Annotated in this window: 21 protein-coding genes; 11 read left to right on the forward strand and 10 right to left on the reverse strand. The window is 72.2% G+C overall.

All coding sequences use genetic code 11. From position 1 onward, the window contains the following. Nucleotides 1-1,489: FAD-binding dehydrogenase (locus GXP76_RS24760; RefSeq protein ID WP_242573799.1), on the reverse strand; the 1,489-nt coding region annotated here is incomplete at its 3' end. 91 nt (nt 1,490-1,580) lie between these two features. Between GXP76_RS24760 and GXP76_RS24765 the strand changes: the two genes are divergently transcribed. Genes GXP76_RS24765 through GXP76_RS24775 form a run of 3 tightly spaced genes read left to right on the forward strand, consistent with a single transcriptional unit; the run spans nt 1,581 to nt 2,870 of the window. Then, entirely contained in the window at nt 1,581-2,111 is a 531-nt protein-coding gene (locus GXP76_RS24765) for an NUDIX hydrolase (RefSeq protein ID WP_242573800.1), read from the forward strand. Between the two features lie 43 nt (nt 2,112-2,154). Beyond that, a complete protein-coding gene (locus tag GXP76_RS24770) occupies nt 2,155-2,547 on the forward strand; it encodes a DUF202 domain-containing protein (RefSeq protein ID WP_242573801.1) in 393 nt (130 codons plus the stop codon). Continuing rightward, the gene (locus tag GXP76_RS24775) at nt 2,547-2,870 is read left to right on the forward strand and encodes a DUF202 domain-containing protein (protein WP_242573802.1); all 324 of its coding nucleotides are present in this window, start codon (nt 2,547-2,549) and stop codon (nt 2,868-2,870) included. Before GXP76_RS24770 ends, GXP76_RS24775 begins: the two co-directional genes overlap by 1 nt. A gap of 106 nt (nt 2,871-2,976) precedes the next feature. On the opposite strand, the gene GXP76_RS24780 is transcribed toward GXP76_RS24775, so the two are convergent. Continuing rightward, nucleotides 2,977-3,936, reverse strand: a complete 960-nt coding sequence (locus GXP76_RS24780; RefSeq protein WP_242573803.1) for a hypothetical protein — start codon at nt 3,934-3,936, stop codon at nt 2,977-2,979. 143 nt (nt 3,937-4,079) lie between these two features. On the opposite strand from GXP76_RS24780, the gene GXP76_RS24785 reads away from it, so the two are divergent. The 3 genes from GXP76_RS24785 to GXP76_RS24795 all read left to right on the forward strand — a co-directional run bounded on the left by GXP76_RS24785 (nt 4,080) and on the right by GXP76_RS24795 (nt 6,813). Beyond that, nucleotides 4,080-4,376 (forward strand): hypothetical protein, encoded by a 297-nt coding sequence (locus tag GXP76_RS24785; RefSeq protein WP_242573804.1) that lies wholly within the window; start codon nt 4,080-4,082, stop codon nt 4,374-4,376. A 190-nt stretch (nt 4,377-4,566) separates the two neighbouring features. Beyond that, on the forward strand, nt 4,567-5,589 hold the full coding sequence (locus GXP76_RS24790; protein ID WP_242573805.1) for a phosphotransferase family protein: 1,023 nt from the start codon (nt 4,567-4,569) through the stop codon (nt 5,587-5,589). 9 nt (nt 5,590-5,598) lie between these two features. Next, a complete protein-coding gene (locus GXP76_RS24795; RefSeq protein WP_242573806.1) occupies nt 5,599-6,813 on the forward strand; it encodes an acyl-CoA dehydrogenase family protein in 1,215 nt (404 codons plus the stop codon). Between the two features lie 33 nt (nt 6,814-6,846). Here the strand turns inward: GXP76_RS24795 and GXP76_RS24800 are convergent, their stop codons facing one another. The 3 genes from GXP76_RS24800 to GXP76_RS24810 are packed head-to-tail and all read right to left on the reverse strand — an operon-like array spanning nt 6,847 to nt 8,374. After that, complete coding sequence (locus tag GXP76_RS24800; RefSeq protein ID WP_242573807.1) at nt 6,847-7,440, reverse strand: TetR/AcrR family transcriptional regulator; 594 nt, start codon at nt 7,438-7,440, stop codon at nt 6,847-6,849. A 17-nt stretch (nt 7,441-7,457) separates the two neighbouring features. Further along, nucleotides 7,458-7,607, reverse strand: a complete 150-nt coding sequence (locus tag GXP76_RS24805; protein WP_242573808.1) for a hypothetical protein — start codon at nt 7,605-7,607, stop codon at nt 7,458-7,460. Next, on the reverse strand, nt 7,604-8,374 hold the full coding sequence (locus GXP76_RS24810) for an SDR family oxidoreductase (RefSeq protein ID WP_242573809.1): 771 nt from the start codon (nt 8,372-8,374) through the stop codon (nt 7,604-7,606). Before GXP76_RS24810 ends, GXP76_RS24805 begins: the two co-directional genes overlap by 4 nt. A gap of 274 nt (nt 8,375-8,648) precedes the next feature. On the opposite strand from GXP76_RS24810, the gene GXP76_RS24815 reads away from it, so the two are divergent. Further along, complete coding sequence (locus GXP76_RS24815; RefSeq protein WP_242573810.1) at nt 8,649-9,260, forward strand: hypothetical protein; 612 nt, start codon at nt 8,649-8,651, stop codon at nt 9,258-9,260. A 98-nt stretch (nt 9,261-9,358) separates the two neighbouring features. Here GXP76_RS24815 and soxR read toward each other — a convergent pair whose 3' ends face one another. Beyond that, nucleotides 9,359-9,829, reverse strand: coding sequence for a redox-sensitive transcriptional activator SoxR (gene soxR / locus GXP76_RS24820; RefSeq protein ID WP_242573811.1), 471 nt, complete (start codon nt 9,827-9,829; stop codon nt 9,359-9,361). 120 nt (nt 9,830-9,949) lie between these two features. On the opposite strand from soxR, the gene GXP76_RS24825 reads away from it, so the two are divergent. Beyond that, a complete protein-coding gene (locus GXP76_RS24825; protein ID WP_242573812.1) occupies nt 9,950-10,411 on the forward strand; it encodes a MaoC family dehydratase in 462 nt (153 codons plus the stop codon). Between the two features lie 30 nt (nt 10,412-10,441). Here GXP76_RS24825 and GXP76_RS24830 read toward each other — a convergent pair whose 3' ends face one another. Continuing rightward, nucleotides 10,442-11,071: a TetR/AcrR family transcriptional regulator gene (locus GXP76_RS24830; protein ID WP_242573813.1), complete on the reverse strand. Its 630-nt coding sequence runs from the start codon at nt 11,069-11,071 to the stop codon at nt 10,442-10,444. A 145-nt stretch (nt 11,072-11,216) separates the two neighbouring features. Here GXP76_RS24830 and GXP76_RS24835 point away from each other — a divergent pair, with 145 nt between their 5' ends. The 3 genes from GXP76_RS24835 to GXP76_RS24845 are packed head-to-tail and all read left to right on the forward strand — an operon-like array spanning nt 11,217 to nt 13,710. Next, nucleotides 11,217-11,873, forward strand: a complete 657-nt coding sequence (locus GXP76_RS24835; RefSeq protein ID WP_242573814.1) for a TetR/AcrR family transcriptional regulator — start codon at nt 11,217-11,219, stop codon at nt 11,871-11,873. 14 nt (nt 11,874-11,887) lie between these two features. Continuing rightward, nucleotides 11,888-12,667 (forward strand): helix-turn-helix transcriptional regulator, encoded by a 780-nt coding sequence (locus tag GXP76_RS24840; RefSeq protein WP_242573815.1) that lies wholly within the window; start codon nt 11,888-11,890, stop codon nt 12,665-12,667. 44 nt (nt 12,668-12,711) lie between these two features. Continuing rightward, nucleotides 12,712-13,710: a DMT family transporter gene (locus GXP76_RS24845; RefSeq protein WP_242573816.1), complete on the forward strand. Its 999-nt coding sequence runs from the start codon at nt 12,712-12,714 to the stop codon at nt 13,708-13,710. 28 nt (nt 13,711-13,738) lie between these two features. Here GXP76_RS24845 and GXP76_RS24850 read toward each other — a convergent pair whose 3' ends face one another. The 3 genes from GXP76_RS24850 to GXP76_RS24860 all read right to left on the reverse strand — a co-directional run bounded on the left by GXP76_RS24850 (nt 13,739) and on the right by GXP76_RS24860 (nt 17,735). Continuing rightward, nucleotides 13,739-14,818 (reverse strand): Zn-dependent alcohol dehydrogenase, encoded by a 1,080-nt coding sequence (locus tag GXP76_RS24850; protein WP_242573817.1) that lies wholly within the window; start codon nt 14,816-14,818, stop codon nt 13,739-13,741. 19 nt (nt 14,819-14,837) lie between these two features. Then, nucleotides 14,838-16,250: an aldehyde dehydrogenase family protein gene (locus tag GXP76_RS24855; protein ID WP_242573818.1), complete on the reverse strand. Its 1,413-nt coding sequence runs from the start codon at nt 16,248-16,250 to the stop codon at nt 14,838-14,840. Between the two features lie 120 nt (nt 16,251-16,370). After that, the gene (locus tag GXP76_RS24860; RefSeq protein ID WP_242573819.1) at nt 16,371-17,735 is read right to left on the reverse strand and encodes an ABC transporter ATP-binding protein; all 1,365 of its coding nucleotides are present in this window, start codon (nt 17,733-17,735) and stop codon (nt 16,371-16,373) included. Between the last annotated feature and the right edge of the window lie 56 nt (nt 17,736-17,791).

Raw genomic sequence — 17,791 nt, forward strand, 5'->3', positions numbered from 1 at the left:
GCACGCGCGACGACAGATCGGTCTCCAGGCCGCCGAGCGACTTGCGGGTGAGGATGTGCAGCCGTACGGCGATCAGCGGACCGGCCTTCGGGTCGAGGATGCGGTGCGGCGCCACCGTACGGATCAGCTTGTCGCCCAGATACGCGCGCGCCCCCCGGACGGCCGTCATCTGGAGGTCCTTGGTGAAGGGGTTCGCGACCTCCCTGTCCCGGGCGGTGATCTCCCGGCGCAGTTCCGCCTCGTCGATCAGTGGCGTTCCGGTGAGCGCGTTCATGCCGCGTACGAGCGCGGTCAGGTCCTTCTCCACGACGAAGTCCGCGCCGTTGTCCATGAACGCCTTCACCGGTCCCGGCACGTCCTGCCGCGCCCGGTTGATCACGTCGCGGACGGACTTCCCCGTCAGGTCGGGGTTCTGCTCGGAGCCCGAGAGCGCGAACTCCTTGCCGATGACGCGCTGGTTGAGGACGAACCAGGTGTGGTCGTGGCCCGAGCGCATGATGTGGTCGAGCGTGCCGAGGGTGTCGAATCCGGGGAACAGCGGCACCGGCAGCCGCCGGCCGCGCGCGTCGAGCCAGAGCGACGAGGGGCCGGGCAGGATCCGGATGCCGTGCCTGGCCCAGATCGGGTTCCAGTTCTCGATGCCCTCCGTGTAGTGCCACATCCGGTCGCGGTTGATGTGGTGGGCGCCGGCGCTCTCGGTGATGCCGAGCATCAGTCCGTCGACATGGGCGGGCACACCGGAGAGCATCTCCTCGGGCGGGGTGCCGAGGCGTTCGGGCCACTGGGCGCGTACGAGGTCGTGGTTGCCGCCGATACCGCCCGACGTCACGATCACGGCCTGGGCCCTGAGTTCGAACGCGCCGGCCGTGACGCGGCTGCTGGCCGTGCCGCGTTCGGCGTCGCTGGGCTCCAGCACCTCACCCGTCACGGTGTCGACGGCGCCGGCCGTGGCGCCGAGTCCGGTGACCCGGTGCCGGAAACGGAACGTCACCAGCCCCTTGGCGGCGCCTTCGCGTACCTTCCGCTCGAACGGTTCGACGACTCCGGGGCCGGTCCCCCAGGTGATGTGGAAGCGCGGTACCGAGTTGCCGTGCCCGCGCGCGCCGTAGCCGCCGCGCTCGGCCCAGCCGACGACCGGGAAGAACCGCACGCCCCGCTCGCGCAGCCAGGAGCGCTTCTCCCCGGCGGCGAAGTCCACGTACGCCTCGGCCCACTTGCGCGGCCAGTGGTCCTCGTCGCGGTCGAAGCCGGCCGTGCCGAGCCAGTCCTGGAGGGCGAGTTCACGGCTGTCCTTGACGCGCAGCCGCCGCTGCTCGGGAGAGTCCACGAGGAACATCCCGCCGAAGGACCAGTGGGCCTGTCCGCCGATGGACCCCTCGGGCTCCTGGTCGAGCAGGATGACCGAGCGCCCGGCGTCGACGAGTTCGGCGGTGGCGACCAGCCCCGCCAGTCCCGCGCCGATCACGATCACATCAGCGTCGTACGCCATGGCATCCCACCTTCTCGGGGCGACTGAGGTGGTCCGATCTTCCGTACGGGCCGGTAACGAGTCAACTGTTCGGCATGCCAGGCTGTCCCCCATGAGCGCCGCTGACGAAATCCTCGACATCGTCGACGAGAACGACCGTGTCGTCCGGCAGGCCACGCGCGGGGAGGCGTACGCGAAGGGGCTGCGGCACCGGTGCGCCTTCATCCTGGCGCGCGACGCCGACGACCGCGTCTTCGTCCACCGCAGGACCGCCACCACGCTCGTCTTCCCGTCCCACCACGACATGTTCGTGGGCGGGGTCGTCGGGGCGGGCGAGACGTACGACGACGCGGCGCTGCGCGAGGCCGAGGAGGAGCTGGGTGTCCCGGGTCTGCCGCGCCCCGTGCCGCTGTTCTCGTTCCTGTACGAGCCCGGGGACGGCGGGCAGGGCTGGTGGTCGCGCGTCTACGAGGTCCGCTGCCCGCTGCCGGTCTCCCCCCAGGCGGAGGAGATCGACTGGCACACCTTCCTCACGGAGGAGGAGCTGGACCAACGGCTGGCGCGCGGGCCCGCCGACGGCGGGTGGCTGTGGACGCCGGACGGCCTGGCGGCGTACGAACGGCTCAGGGCGACCCGCGCGTGACGGGCCGGTTCGCTGTCGCGGGCCGGGCCGTAAGGTGCGACGGGTGATCGACTTCGTACGGAACCTGCGTCTGTGGTTCGCGCCCCGGCGGATCGGCGACGAGGGCACGACCCCCGACTACCGCTTCTCGCTCGCCAACGAACGGACGTTCCTCGCCTGGATCCGTACCGCGCTCGCCCTGGTGGGCGGCGGATTCGCGGTGGACCAGTTCCTGCCCGACCTGCGCTGGGGTGTCCGCGTGGGGCTGGCCGTGCTCCTCTTCGCCGTGGGCGCGCTCAGCGCCCTGCGCGCGATCAGCCACTGGGTGCGCAGCGAGCGGGCGATGCGCCGGGGCGAGGACCTGCCGGTGACGCCCTTCCCGACGCTGCTGGGTCTGTCGGTCGCCGCCGTCGCCGTGATCATGCTGGTCGTGGTGCTGATCGACCGGTCCGGCTGATGGGGAGTCCGCCCGCGCCCGGGGCCGCGCGGGACCCCGGCCTCCAGCCGGAGCGGACCCGGCTGGCCTGGCGGCGTACGACCCTGACGTACACGGTCGTGGCGGTGCTCGCGGGCAGGCAGGTCGCGCGGGACGACGTGACGGCGGTGGGCGTGGTGGGGGCGGCGCTGAGCGCTCTGGTGTGGGTGGCGTTCCTGTGGGTGGCGCACCGGCGGATCGTGGCGCTGGACACGGCGCGGCCGCGTGCGCTGCCGGTGCGCGCGGGGGTCGCGGCGGTGGTCTGTGTGATCTGCCTGGCGGCGTTCGGCGTGACCGTGCTCTGAGCGGTGACCGGGGCGCCCCGGCCCGGCACCGGTCGGCGTTCTCGGGGGGTGTCCGCGAAGTGGCGTCGTCCGCCCGCCGGGCCAGGCCGGACTTCGCGGACACCCCCTAGCGGTTGCCCGTCTTGTACCGTGCCCGGGTGCCCGTGCGGGGGCGGGTGCCGGAGCCGGTGCGGGAGGTGGCCCTCGTACGGAGCGCCAGGGCGATCCTGCGCTGTTCGCGTCCCGCGAAGCCCGGTTCACGGGCCATCAGCCGGATCAGTTCCTCGCGTAGGTCGGTGTCGCGGCCCGCTTCGGTGAAGTACCGGGCCTCGGCGAGCGCGCGGGCGACCTGGTGGTGACGGGGCGCCAGTGTCGACGGCTCGTCGAACCAGTTCCAGTGCGGGAACGACTCGTTGACCTTCGGCTGGTCGTTCGCCAGATGCGACCACACGCGGTGGTCCAGGGACACGTTGGTCACGTGCCCGGCGGGCAGGGTCCGCACCCAGTCGTTGTCGGGGTCCTGCTGCCAGCGCTCGGTGTGAGGGCTGCTGCGGCAGCGCGACGTCACCCCGATGTAGCGGAGCTTGCGGCGGATGACCGCCCACGGTTCGCGGGTCTCCTCGATCCAGCCGGCCAGGTGCCGGTGGAGGACGCCGTAACTGCGCCCCCAGGCCACGACGTCGACCAGGGCGATCGGGCGCTTGCGGCGGGCCAGCGCGTACGGCTCCAGGCCCACGGCCGCGAGATGCTCGCGGAATCGGCGGCCGGCGGCGGGGCTCCAGTGGTCGTCCGCCGTGCAGGAGACCGGCAGCCGCAGCAACCGCCCGTCCCACGGCGAGTGTTCCAGCGCGCCGGTCAGCAGGTCGTACATGGAGTCGAGCGACCGGCCGAGGAAGCAGAGGTCGGCGCCGTCGGAGCGGGCGAGGACCTTGGCGGTGACGGCGGTCAGCTCGGAGAGGACCAGCTCGTCCGGCGGGCTCTGGTCACGCGGCGCGGGGAGCGTGCCGAGCTGGTCGGGCCGGCCGCCGCCGAACGCGGACAGCGACCAGCGGTAGGGCCTGGGCGGCGGCGCGGTTCCGGCGTTCATGCGTCCAGTTCAGCACCGCGCACCCCGTGCGGTCATTCGGTTTTCGGGACGCGGAAGCGGACCTACCGGCCATGACGGACAGGGCTGGTAGCGTCCCGTCCGGCTCAGCAAAACACTCCATACACTGACAAAAGGCGCGCATCATGACGGCGATCCACCAGGAACACCCGACGCACGAGCACACCCACGGACCGACCTGCGGCCACACCGAGGTGCGGCACGGCGACCACGTCGACTACGCACACGACGGCCATCTGCACCGCAAGCACGCCGAACACTGGGACGAGTGCGAGCCCGTCGCCCACGTCACCCACGACAACCACCCGCACCGGCACGGCGAGGGCTGCGGCCACCCCGCCGTCGCGCACGGCGACCACCAGGACTACGTCCACGACGGCCACCGCCACGCCGCCCACGACGGGCACTGGGACGACCACTGACCCCGGACGGAACACCGTGACACCGCCGGGTCCGGTCACGGACCCGGCGCACCGGCCCCGTCACACCGGCCCCGTCACACCCTCCGGCGGTTTCCCGCCACGCACTGGACGGCATACCGACTGGTCGGCATCATTGACGGCGCGGGCTTCGCCCGCCCCCGCCGCCCCGCCGTCCGTGGAGGTACGACCGATGAGCGCCAGTCCCCCGCCAGGACTCGACCCGGAGAAGCTGCGCGGCCGTCTCGACCGCGACCGCCCCGGTCTGGTGGAGGGACCGCTGAGCGCCCGGCTGATCGAGGGCGGCCGGTCGAACCTGACGTACGCGGTGACCGACGGCGCCCATGACTGGGTGGTCCGCCGGCCCCCGCTCGGCCATGTGCTGGCCACCGCGCACGACATGAAGCGTGAGTTCCGGGTGATCAGCGCGCTGCACCCGACGGCCGTGCCGGTGCCCGAGCCACTGCTGCTGTGCGAGGACCCGGACGTGCTCGGGGCGCCGTTCTACCTGATGGAGTACGTGACGGGGACCCCGTACCGTACGGCCGAACAGCTCGCCCCGCTCGGCCCCGGGCGGACCCGTGCCGCGCTCCTCGGTCTCGTGGACACCCTCGTGGAACTGCACGCGGTCGACCCCGCCGCCGTGGGGCTCGCCGGCTTCGGCCGCCCCGAGGGCTTCCTCGACCGCCAACTGCGCCGCTGGGGAAAGCAGTTGGACGCCTCACGCAATCGCGAGCTGGCCGGGGTCGACGAGCTGCACGCCGCTCTCGGGCGTTCCCTGCCCCACTCCCCCGCGCCCACCGTCATCCACGGCGACTACCGGCTCGACAACGTCCTGATCGGCGACGACGACCGCATCAAGGCCGTGCTGGACTGGGAGATGTCCACCCTCGGCGATCCGCTGACCGACCTCGGTCTGCTGGTGATGTACAGCGCTCCGCTGGAGATCACGGGCTCACCGATCAGTACGACCGCCGGCGCGGCCGGTCATCCGGCCCCGGCCGAACTGGTCGAGCGCTACGCCGCCGGGTCCGGCCGTGACACCTCGGCGATCGCCTGGTACACGGCCTTCGCCTGGTTCAAGCTCGCGGTGATCCTCGAAGGCATCCACTACCGCTACACGCTGGGCCAGACGGTCGGCGGCGGTTTCGAGCGCATCGGGGAGCTCGTCCCCGTCTTCATCGAGCACGGCCTGACCACCCTTCAGGAAGGCTGACCCGGACCCATGGACTTCGCATTCGACGCCCGCACCGAGGAACTCCGCACCCGGCTGCTGGCCTTCATGGACGAGCACGTCCGTCCCGCCGAGGCGATCGCGCACGAACAGCGGGCCCTGCTCGCCGACCCGTGGGACACCCCGGCGATCGTGGACGAGCTGAAGGCCGAGGCCCGCGAGCGGGGGCTGTGGAACCTGTTCCTCCCGGACGCGGAGCACGGCGCCGGGCTCACCAATCTCCAGTACGCGCCGCTCGCCGAAATCACCGGCCGCAGCCCGCAGTTGGCCCCTACGGCGCTCAACTGCGCGGCTCCCGACACCGGAAACATGGAGGTACTGGCCCAGTTCGGCAGCGACGAGCAGAAGAAGCGCTGGCTGGAGCCGCTGCTCGCCGGTGAGATCCGCTCGGCGTTCGCGATGACCGAGCCGGAGGTCGCCTCGTCCGACGCGACGAACATCCGGACCCGGATCGACCGCGACGGCGACGACTACGTGATCAACGGCCGCAAGTGGTACATCTCCGGGGCGATGAACCCGGACTGCCGGATCTTCATCGTGATGGGCAAGACCGACCCGGACGGCGCCGACACCCGCCGCCAGCAGTCGATGGTCCTCGTCCCGCGCGACACCCCCGGCCTCACCGTCGAGCGGGCGATGAGTGTGTACGGCTACGAGGACCACTACCACGGGGGTCACGCCGAGGTGGTCTTCTCGGACGTCCGGGTACCGGCGGCGAATCTCGTCGGCGAGGAGGGCGGCGGCTTCGCCATCGCCCAGGCCCGGCTCGGCCCCGGCCGGATCCACCACTGCATGCGGCTGATCGGCATGGCCGAGCGTGCCATCGAGCTGATGTGCCTGCGGGCGGTGTCCCGTACGGCCTTCGGCAAGTCCATCGCCCAGCAGGGCGTGGTCCAGAACTGGATCGCCGACGCGCGGGTGACGGTCGAGCAGTTGCGGCTGCTGGTGCTCAAGACGGCCTGGCTGATGGACACGGTCGGCAACCGGGGCGCGCACACGGAGATCCAGGCCATCAAGATCGCGACGCCGCGCGCGGTGGTCGACATCATCGACAGCGCCGTGCAGCTGCACGGCGCCGGCGGGGTCAGCCAGGACTTCCCGCTGGCCGAGCTGTGGGCCGCCGCGCGGACGCTGCGGCTGGCCGACGGGCCGGACGAGGTGCACCAACGGTCGCTGGCGCGCCGGGAGTTGAAGAAGTACCTGTAGCCGGACCGGGACCGGGACCGGGGCCGGGGATGGCTAGGGCCGCAGCGCGCGCAGCAGCAGGTCGGCGAGGTGGTCGGCGACCTGCTGCGGTGTGAGCGGGCCGTCCGGCCGGTACCAGGTGGAGAGGTGGTGGACCGACCCGAAGTGGTAGTCCACCACCAGGTCGGAGGGCGTGGCGGAGGTGAAGACCCCGCTGCGCTGGCCCTCTTCGACCAGGGCGCGGAACCGCTCGTGGTAGCGCCGCCGCTCGGCCCGTACCTGCTTGTTCTTCTCCGGACTCAGATGGTGCATCGAGCGGAAGAAGATCGCCGCGTCGTCCAGATTCTCGATGGTGGTCACGACGACGTCGGCAGCCGCCGCGCGCAGCCGCCGCTCCACGGGCTCGTCGGCGTCGGCGAAGGCGTCCAGCCGCTCCTGCTGGAGGCGCAGCACCCGGGCGTACACCTCCTGGAGGAGGTCCTCCTTGGAGCCGAAGTAGTGGTACAGCGCGCCCTTGGTTACGCCGGCCGCCTCCACGATCTCCTGGACCGACGTGCTGCCGTAACCCTGCTCGGCGAAGAGCCGGGTGGCGGCGGCCAGCAGCCGCTGGGGGACCGGGGTGCCGTTCCCGTCCGTCGTTCTGGCCACTGTCGCCACCTGCCTTCTCAGCTCGCGGCGGTGTACGCCGCCGCTGTGTTCGGCGCCGCCGCGTCCGGCGCCGTCTCCTTGCGTGAACGCGGTTCACGCCTGAGGATCTTCCCACTCGTGGTCGGGGGCGGCACGGGCAGGACCTCCACACGGTAGGTGTCGGTCACCGCCCGGCTCCTTCCCATTTCTGCTGGATCTGGTTCATGCCGGTCAGCCAGCGGTCGGGGTCGGTGGAGCGGGCCCGGTAGTAGCCGGCCACCTCGGTGTGCGGCAGCACCAGGAACCGGTCCTCGGCCATGGCGTCGAAGAGCGCGTCGGCGACGGCCCCGGGCTCGATCGCCGTCGGCGCGAGTACGAGCTCGCCCGCCGATCCGGCGGCGGTGAGCATGTCCGTACGGACGCCCTGCGGGCAGATGGCGTGGACCTTGAGCCCTCGGTGGCGGTAGGTCAGCGAGAGCCATTCCGCGTAGGCGAGGGCGCCGTGCTTGGTGACGCTGTACGGCGCGGCGCCGATCATGGTGAGCAGTCCGGCCGCGGAGACAGTGGAGACGAACCGGCCGGCGCCGCGTTCCAGCCAGTCGGGCAGCAGTATCCGGGAGGCGCGCACGTGCGCCATGACGTTGACGTCCCAGGCGGAGGCCCACACGTCCTCGTCGGCGAAGGCGTCACCGGGCGAACCGAGCCCGGCGTTGGCGCAGTAGATGTCGACGCTCCCGCCGAGCGCGTCGCGGGCCTGTTCGACCATCGCAGAGGCGTCGCCCGGTACGGCGACGGTGCCGGAGCCGATGGACTCGGCGACGGCCGCCGCCTTCGCGGCGTCGAGGTCGTTGACGACGACGCGGGCTCCGCCGGCGGCGAATCCGCGGGCGAGGGCGGCGCCGATACCGCCACCGGCTCCTGTGACCACCACTCGCGCGCCCTGCACCGTACTCATCGGACCTGCCTCTCCGGTTCACCGCGGGACAACACCACTCACCGCCCGCAGACTAACCGGTCGGTATGTCGCGGCGGAAGGTCCGCGACCCGGGTGAAAGCGACCCGGCACCGGTAGGACGTACAACGGGACCGACAGGACCGGCCGGTCCGGCGCAGCCCTCAGGAGTGAAAATTCGCCTGATGGCTGCCATCGGATTTTCGATGGAGCCGGATCGGGCACGCGTACGTCTATTGGATGACGCTGGTACAGCAACCGACGGAGGTGGCGGGCGATGGCCGGATTCCGGAGTCTCGCGAGACAGGTGCGCGATCCACGATGCGATCTGGCGCTGCGCCGGTACTCACTGCGCAAGTGCCTTGAACGATTCGCCCCTTACGGTCATCGGGCCACCTGGGACCACCTGTGTGAACGGCACGACATCGAGCCGGAGGACAGAGCTCCCGATCCGGCGCGGCTGACGGCCGCGCTCGACGAACTCGAGGAGGCGCGGGCCGTCTGGCTCGCCTACGAGGTCCAGTTCGCCAAGCGCCGCAAGCGCGAGAAGCACGACGGGCTGAGAAGACCGCGTACGTTCGACGACTGGCACCGCAGGACCTGGGGCGGCAACGGGGTGGTGCGGTGCGACGACCCGGCCGTCCATCCGACGGAGCCGCTCGCCGAGGTGCTGCGCCGGCTGATCGCCGGCCTGGAGTCGGGACCGGGCGGCGTGTGCCCGGTGTGCGCGGAGAAGGGGATCGTCTGGCGGCCGGATCTGTCGCAGGCTCCGTGGTCGGGACCGGTGTGCAAGGGCTGTGGCATTGTCGTGCCGCGGCCCGTTCTCACGTCCGAGGCCATGGAGCGGGCGAAGCTCGTGCGGCAGCGGGAGCTGGCCTCGGTCGCCTGACCCGCCGCCCGCCGTGGCGGGCCCGATGACGGCGGACGGTATACGGACCGGTCGGGGGCGCACCGGTCCGTGAGGACGTAACGGACAGCGCGTGGAGGCTACTTCGGCGCGCGCCTGCGCTCGGCCAGGAGCCGGGAGCCGGACATCCGGTCGCCGAACGCGTCGTCCGGGTTGGACAGTACGCACGAATCCAGCGACAGGCATCCGCAGCCGATGCAGTCGGTCAGATGGTCGCGCAGCCGGCCGAGCCGTTTGATGCGCTCGTCGAGTTCCGATCGCCATGCCTTGGAGAGCCGGGCCCAGTCGTCGTGGTTCGGAGTACGCCCCTCGGGAAGCTCGGCGAGAGCGTCCCTGATGGTGGCGAGCGGGATCCCCACGCGCTGGGCCGCGCGCACGAAGGCGACCCGGCGCAGTGTGTCCCTGGTGTAGCGGCGCTGGTTGCCGCTGGTCCTGCGGCTGCTGATGAGCCCTTTCGCCTCGTAGAAGTGCAGGGCCGACGTCGCGGCACCACTGCGCGCCGACAGCTGCCCGACGGTGAGTTCTTGGACCTTCTCCGGAATCTTCGGCACCCGGCCGAGCCTACGTCGGCCCGACGTGTCACGCGTTGACAGGACAGGCGGCCCCAACCATGCTGAGCAAGCGCTTGGACACCGCCCGGGACAGTGCGTGAGAGGCAGGTATCGACAGACATGGCCGAGCCGAGGATCTTCACATCCGCGGAGGAGCTGCGCGCCGCCGTCGGCGAGCAGTTGGGGCACAGCGACTGGCTGGAGGTCGACCAGAAGCGGATCGATCTCTTCGCCGAGGCCACCGGTGACCACCAGTGGATCCATGTGGACCCGGAGCGGGCGGCGAAGGGGCGGTTCGGCACGACCATCGCGCACGGCTATCTGACGCTGTCGCTCCTGCCGGTCCTCGTCCCGCAGGTGCTGACCGTCGAGAACGTGACGATGGGCGTCAACTACGGCGTCAACAAGGTCCGTTTCCCCGCCCCCGTACCCGTGGGCTCACGGGTACGCGCGACAGCCGCCCTGAAGGAAGTCACCGAGGCGGGCGGCGGCGTTCAGGTCACCACGCTCGTCACGGTGGAACGCGAGGACGCGGAGAAGCCGGTGTGCGTGGCGGAGTCGGTCTCCCGGTACTACTTCTGACCGGACGTCGCCACTTTTGACCGCACGTCCTCACGCGTCACGCGACACCACCATGCGGAGCACGAGGTCGGCATAGAGGGCGCCGACCTCGTCGGGCGTCCGGCGCCCCTGTGTGTTGAACCAGCGCGCCACGTCGATGCAGAGCGACAGCACGGCCAGGGTGGTGCCCGGCACGTCCGGGACGTCGAACTCCCCGTCGCGCACGCCGTCCTGGAGGATCTGGCGGACGGTCGCGTCGCTGCGCCTGCGCAGTTCGACGATCTCGGTGCGGTGTTCGTCCGCGAGGGCGTCGAGTTCGTACTGGACCACGCGCGCCGTGGTGTGGCGTGCCGCGTGCCAGCGGACGAAGGAGCGGACCGCGTCGGTGAGCCGCTCGGCCGCCGTGCCGTCGCGGTCGGCGGCGGCCTGAAGGATCTCCAGGGCCTTGTCGTGGCCGATCCGGCTGATCCGGTGGAGCAGCTCTTCCTTGGTCTTGTAGTGGATGTAGAGCGCCGCCGGGCTCATACCGGCCCGGCTCGCGATGTCGCGAGTGGTGGTGGCGTGGTACCCGCGTTCGGCGAACGCCTCCACGGCGGCGACGAGCAGCCTCCTGGCCGCCTCGGGGGTGACCTCACCCCACGGCATACCCTCGCCGTCGGCCGTCCGTTCCGCCGTACGCATCGCTCTCGCCCCTTCCGGTCGGCAGAACGCACACCCTACCCCGAAGGTGAGCAAGCGCTTAGGCCCGTCGCGGATCCGCCGCCGTAGCGCCGCCGGGCGGTGGGGCCGGGACGGGCGCCGGGACCACGGCCATACGATGTGCGCCATGGCCCGACCCCGCAAGCCGCTCCTGAGCAGAGACCGCATCGTCACGACCGCGGGCGCGCTCGTGGACGCCGAGGGGCTCGGCGCCGTCTCCACCCGCCGGCTGGCGGCGGAGCTGGGGGTCAGCGGGCCGTCCCTCTACAACCACTTCCGCAACAAGGACGAGATCCTGGACGCCGTCGCGGACTCCGTCAGCGCGCAGGTCGATCTGTCGATGTTCGACGAGGACGACGTACGGGACTGGCGCACCGCGCTGCACGACTACGCCGTCTCCTACCGCGCCGCCCTCACCGCGCACCCGCACATCGTGCCCGTGCTCGCCCAGGGACCGGGCCGCCGGCCGGCGGGGCTGCGGGTGGCTGACGCGGTCTTCGGCGCGATGGTCCGGGCGGGGTGGCCGCCGGCCCAGGCGACCCATATCGGGGCGCTGATGCGGTACTTCATCACGGGCTCGGCGCTCGGCTCGTTCGCGCGCGGCTTCGTGGACGACGAGACGGCGTACGACCCCGCCGACTATCCGCACCTCGGCCAGGCCCATCTGCTGGCCGAGCGGCAGCAGCGGGTGGACGAGGGGGCCTTCGAGACGGGGCTCAGGGCGCTGATCGACGGGCTGGCGGGGCAGTACGAGACAGTTCGGGCCACACCGAAGAGTTCTTGAGGCACCCTGGAGACATGCCGCAGACCCCCACCCCGAAAGCGGCCGGCTCCACCGCGGAACCGGCCACCGCCGACCCCTTCGGACTCCCCGCGCCGGCGCCGTCCCCCGGCTCGCTCCTCGCGGGCTTCGCCGCGCTGCTCGCCGACGAGACGCGGGCCGTCTTCTGTCTGTCGCTGCTCGACGGACGCGCCTGGACGGCCGGCGAGCTGGCCCGTGAGGCCGGTGTCGCCGCGTCCACCGCCAGTGAGCACATCGGGAAACTGACCGCCGCGCGGCTGGTCACCGAGGAGCGGCAGGGCCGCCACCGGTACGTGCGGCTGGCCGACGCGACCACCGCCGAGCTGGTCGAGTCGCTGGCCGCGCACGTGATGCCGGGCCGTGACAGCCCGCACGGCGTGCGCGCGTCGGGGGCGAGCGGCGCCATGGCGCGCGGGCGCACCTGTTACGACCACTTCGCCGGCCGGCTCGGGGTGACGATCACGGAGGCGATGGGACGTCGCGGACTGCTGCTGACGGACGCGGGCTTCGCCCTCACCGAGCAGGGCACGGACTGGTTCCGCGAGCGGGGAATCGCGCTGGAGGGCGCCGGCCGGCGCCCGGTGGTCAGCTCGTGCCTGGACTGGACGGAGCGGCGCCGCCATCTGGCGGGAGTGGCGGGGGCGGGTCTGTGCCGGCTCGCGCTGGAGTCGAAGTGGTGTGTGCGCATCGGTACGGAGCGGGCGGTGCGGGTGACACCGACCGGTGAGCACGCGTTCGCCGAGCTGCTGGGGATCGAGGCGGCGAGACTCCGGTAATACTTCGGTGACAGCCGAAGTGTTAAGGGCTTAACATCGCTCGCATGGCGAAATTCTCCCCGCGTGCCCAGGCGCGCCCGGCCGCCCCGGCGGCCGCTCCTCCCGGCGGCGCGCCCATCGCGTCCACCGCGCCCGACAGATCCGCCGGCCGCGCGCAGCCGCTGGCCCTGGCCGCCGCCGGGGTCACTGTCATCCTCTGGGCGTCGGCCTTCGTGTCCATACGCAGCGCGGGCGAGGCGTACGCGCCGGGCGCGCTGGCGCTCGGCCGGCTGCTGACCGGGTCGCTGGTGCTGGTCGCGATCCTGCTGATACGCCGCGAAGGGCTGCCGCCGCGCGCCGCGTGGCCCGGTATCGCGGTGTCGGGGCTGCTCTGGTTCGGCGGCTACTCGGTCGTCCTCAACTGGGGCGAACAGCTGGTCGACGCGGGCACGGCGTCCCTCGTTGTCAACATCGCGCCGCTGCTCATGGCGCTGCTCGCGTTCCGTCTGCTGGACGAGAGCCTGGCGCCCCGGCTGCTCACCGGTATGGCGGTGTCCTTCGCCGGCGCCGTGGTGGTCGGCCTGTCGATGGCGGGCGGCGGCAGCACCTCCGTACTCGGCGTGGTGCTCTGCCTGGTGGCGGCGGTGGCCTACGCGGGCGGTGTCGTCGCGCAGAAGCCCACGCTGGCGTACGCGACCCCGCTGCAGGTGACGACGTACGGCGCGCTGATCGGGGCGGTGGCCTGCCTCCCGTTCGGCTGGCAGCTCGTGCGGGACGCCGCCGACGCGCCGCTGTCGGCGACGCTCAACATGGTCTATCTGGGCGTCTTCCCGACCGCGCTGGCGTTCACGACCTGGGCATACGCCCTGGCCCGTACGACCGCGTCGCGGATGGGCGCCACGACGTACGCGGTGCCGGCGATCGTCGTCCTGATGGCCTGGCTGCTGCTGGACGAGATCCCCGGCGCGCTCACGCTCGCCGGCGGTGTGCTCTGCCTGGCGGGAGTCGCGGTCGCGCGCTCCCGCCCGCGCCGGGAGAAGGCCGGAGCCGCCCGGGGGACCTGAGAGCCTGTCGGGTGGCGCCCGGGCACCGTCAGAAGACGACCAGTGCCCGGCCGCCACGCCCCGCGAGCATGGCGTCGAACGCGGCCGGTATCTCCTCCAGCGTGATCCGTTTCGTCACCAGCGAGCCGAGGTCCAGGCGGCCGGCCCGGACGTGTCCGGCGAGGACCGGCAGATCACGGACCGGGTCGCAGTTGCCGTACACGCACCCCGACAGCGTGCGGCCCCAGTGGAACAGCTCCAGGGCGTTGAACGTCACCTGCTGGTCCTTGCCGCCGATGCCGACGACCGTGGTCCGGCCGCCCCTGCGGGTCGACTCCCACGCCGTACGGATGGTGACGGCGCGGCCGGCGCACTCCACGGCGACGTCCGCGCCCTGCCCGCCGGTGAGTCCGCGTACCTCCCTGGCGGTGGTGGCGGAGGAGACGAGATAGTCGGTGGCTCCGGCGGCCCGCGCCAACTCCTCCTTCTCCGGCGAGACGTCGACGGCGACGATCGTGGACGCTCCGGCGATACGCGCGGACTGGAGCACCGCGAGGCCGACACCGCCGACGCCGAGGACGACCACGCTCTCGCCCGCGCGCACCCGCGCGCTGTGGTGCACGGCGCCGTATCCGGTGAGGACGGCGCAGCCGAGCAGCGCCGCGTCGGCGAGCGGGATGCCGTCGGGGACGGGCAGGACACAGTTCGCGGCGACGACCGTCTCCTCGGCGAACGCGGCGACGTTCAGGCCGGGGTGGAGGTCCGTGCCGTCGGCCGTACGGGCGTGGATCGCGCCCGCGCCGGTCAGCGCCGAGGCGCAGAGCCAGACCTCGCCGAGGCGGCAGTGGTGGCACCGGCCGCAGGACGGGGCCCAGTTGAGGACGACGCCGTCACCGGGTGCGACATGGGTGACGCCCTCGCCGACGGACAGGACCGTACCGGCGCCCTCGTGGCCGAGGACGGCGGGGACGGGCAGCCGCATGGTGCCGTCGGTGAGGGACAGGTCGGAGTGGCAGACCCCGGCGGCGGCGAGCCGGATCCGCACCCGGCCGGGGCCGGGCTCGGGCAGTTCGATGTCGGTGATCTCCAACGGAGCCCCGACGGCGGGCAGGACGGCTGCGCGGACCACGATCGGTTTCTCTCCCGGCTCAGAACTGGAGGGACTTGGTCTGAAGGTACTCGGCGAGGCCGTGCGGGCCGAGTTCCCGGCCGACGCCCGACTGCTTGTAACCACCGAACGGCGCCAGGGGGTTGAACCGGCCGCCGTTGATGTCGACCTGGCCGGTGTCCATCCGCCGCGCGAAGGCGACCGCCTCGTCGTCGTCGCCCGCCCAGACCGCTCCGGCGAGGCCGTAGACGGTGCCGTTGGCGATGCGCAGGGCGTCGTCCTCGTCCTCGTACCGGAGGATCGACAGGACGGGCCCGAAGATCTCCTCCTGGGCGATGCTCATCTCCGGTGTGACGTCCGCGAAGACGGTGGGTGCGACGAAGTAGCCGGTGTCGTGCGGGGGCTGGGCACCGCCCGCGACCAGCCGGGCGCCCTCGGCGAGGCCCTGCTCGATGTAGCCGCGCACCCGGGCCCGCTGTCCCGCGTTGACGACGGGGCCCACGCGGCACAGTTCGTCGTGCGGGTCGCCCGCCCGGTAGGAGGCGACGGCGGCCCCGGCGGCCGCCACGGCCTCCTCGTACCGGTCGGTGTGGACCAGCATCCGGGTCCACGCGCTGCACGTCTGGCCGGAGTTGGTCATGACGTTGGCGACGCCGGCCTTGACGGCCCTGGCGAGATCGGCGCTCGGCAGGATCACGTTCGCGGACTTGCCCCCCAGCTCCAGCGCGACGCGCTTGACGGCCGCTCCCGCCGTGGCGCCGATTCGCCTGCCGACGGCGGTGGAGCCGGTGAACGAGACGAGGTCGACGTCCTCGTGCGCGGCGAGGGCCTGCCCGGCGACGGCGCCGACGCCGGTGACCACGTTGACGACGCCCGCGGGCAGCCCGGCCTCGTGGACGGCCTCGGCGAAGAGCTGCGCGGTCAGCGGGGTGTCCTCGGCGGGCTTGACGACGATCGTGCAGCCGGCGGCGAGCGCGGGGGCGACCTTGGCGACGATCTGGTGCAGCGGGTAGTTCCAGGGGGTGATCGCCCCGACGACACCCACCGGCTCCAGCAGTACGGTCGAGTTGCCGATCCGCTCCTCGAAGGCGTAGGAGGCGGCGAGTTCGGCGTACGAGCCGGCGACGGCCACCGGCGCCGAGGCGTGCACGGCCTTCGACAGCCGCAGGGGCGAGCCCAGTTCGGCGGTGACGGTCTCGGCGATCTCGTCCTTGCGGGCGGCCATCGCGTCGCGCAGGGCCGCGAGGCGCGCCGCGCGCTCGGCGGGCGGGGTGGCCGCCCAGCCGGGGAAGGCGGCCCGTGCGGCACGTACGGCGGCGTCGATGTCCTCGGCGGTACCCGCCGGGACCTCCGCGATGACCTGCTCGGTCGCCGGGTTGACGACGGCGATGGTGTCGGCGCCGGCGGCGGGGCGCCACTCGCCGCCGATGTACATGCTGTCGTGTGCCTTCATCGGTGTTCCTCCCGGGACTGCCGCGCACGGCCGGTTCGGCGTCGTCGCACCCAAACTAGCGGTGTTAGTTTTCCGGCGCCAGGCACCCCCGGGGTCCCGAACGTCACATCGGGGGCGGCGTCACCCGTCGAGGCCGGGCATGTCCGCCGGCGCGGGACAGATCCGCCGGCCGTAGTGGTCGAAGACGTAGAGATGCGCCAGGTCGACCAGGAGCGGCACCTGTGCCCCCGTACGCAGCCGCGTGTCGGGGCCGGTCCGCACAACCAGGTCGCTCGCCGTGAGGGCGGGGCGGTCCGGGGTGTACGCGGCGGAGGCCAGCGGCTCCGGGTCGTCCAGCACCACGACGGGACCCGAGACGTTCGCGGGGAACCGGCCGGGGACATGCGCGGCGGCCCGCTCCCGCAGACGCTCCAGGACTCCCGGTCCGGCGCGGCGGCGGCGCGGCGCCGTCCTCGGGCGGGCCGATTCGAGGTCGGGCACCACGGCGGGCTGCGAGCCGGTGTTGAGGTGCACCAGCGCCTCGTGCCCCTGGTACTCCATGTGCTCGACGATGCCGCTCAGCGCCACCTCACCGGGGCGGGCCTGGCTCGGCGGTGCGATACGCACCGCCTCGGACCGCAGCCCGACGATGATCTGCCGGCCCTGCTGGATCCGGAGCAACTGGTGGTCGGGGCTGAGGGGTTCGGGCAGCGGCAGCCGCTGTCGGCCGAGGTCGATCGACATCCGGCCTTCGAGCGGCGCGTAGACGACGGCCTGGAGCAGATTGATGCGCGGGGTGCCGATGAAGGCGGCGACGAAGACGTTGCCCGGCAGCGCGTACACCTCGCGCGGTGAACCGACCTGCTGGAGCACGCCGCCGCGCATGACGGCGACGCGGTCGCCGAGCGACATCGCCTCGGCCTGGTCATGTGTCACATAGACGGTGGTGACGCCCAGTTCGGCCGTCAACTGGGCTATCTCCGCCCGGAGATGGTTGCGCAGCTTGGCGTCGAGGTTGGACAGCGGCTCGTCCATGAGGAACGCCGACGGGCGCCGTGAGATGGCGCGGCCCATCGCGACGCGCTGGCGCTCGCCGCCGGAGAGCTGGCTGGGGTAGCGGTCCAGTACGTTCTCGATCCCGAGCATCCGGGCGGTGGCCTCGACGCGTTCCGAGCTGTCCTGGCGCGGCTTCTCCAGCCGGAGGGGGAAACCGATGTTGTCGCGGTTGGTCATGCTCGGGTACAGCGCGAAGTTCTGGAACACCATCGCCATGCCGCGCTCGCGGGGCGGCATCAGGTTGGAGCGCTCGCCGTCGAGGAGCAACTCACCCTCGGTGATGTCCTCCAGACCGGCGATCATGCGCAGCACGGTGGACTTGCCGCAGCCGGACGGGCCGAGCAGCACCACGAACTCGCCGGGGTCGATGTCCAGAGAAAGTCGGTCGACGGCACGGGTGGCCCGTCCGTACACCTTGCTGACACTGTGCAGAGAGATGGCGCGAGTCATGAGGATTCCGCCCGGAAGGTGAGGTTGAGCGTCCGCGACGCCTGAAGTTAGCCGAC

The sequence above is a fragment of the Streptomyces sp. NP-1717 genome, assembly GCF_022695985.1.
Lineage (GTDB): Bacteria > Actinomycetota > Actinomycetes > Streptomycetales > Streptomycetaceae > Streptomyces.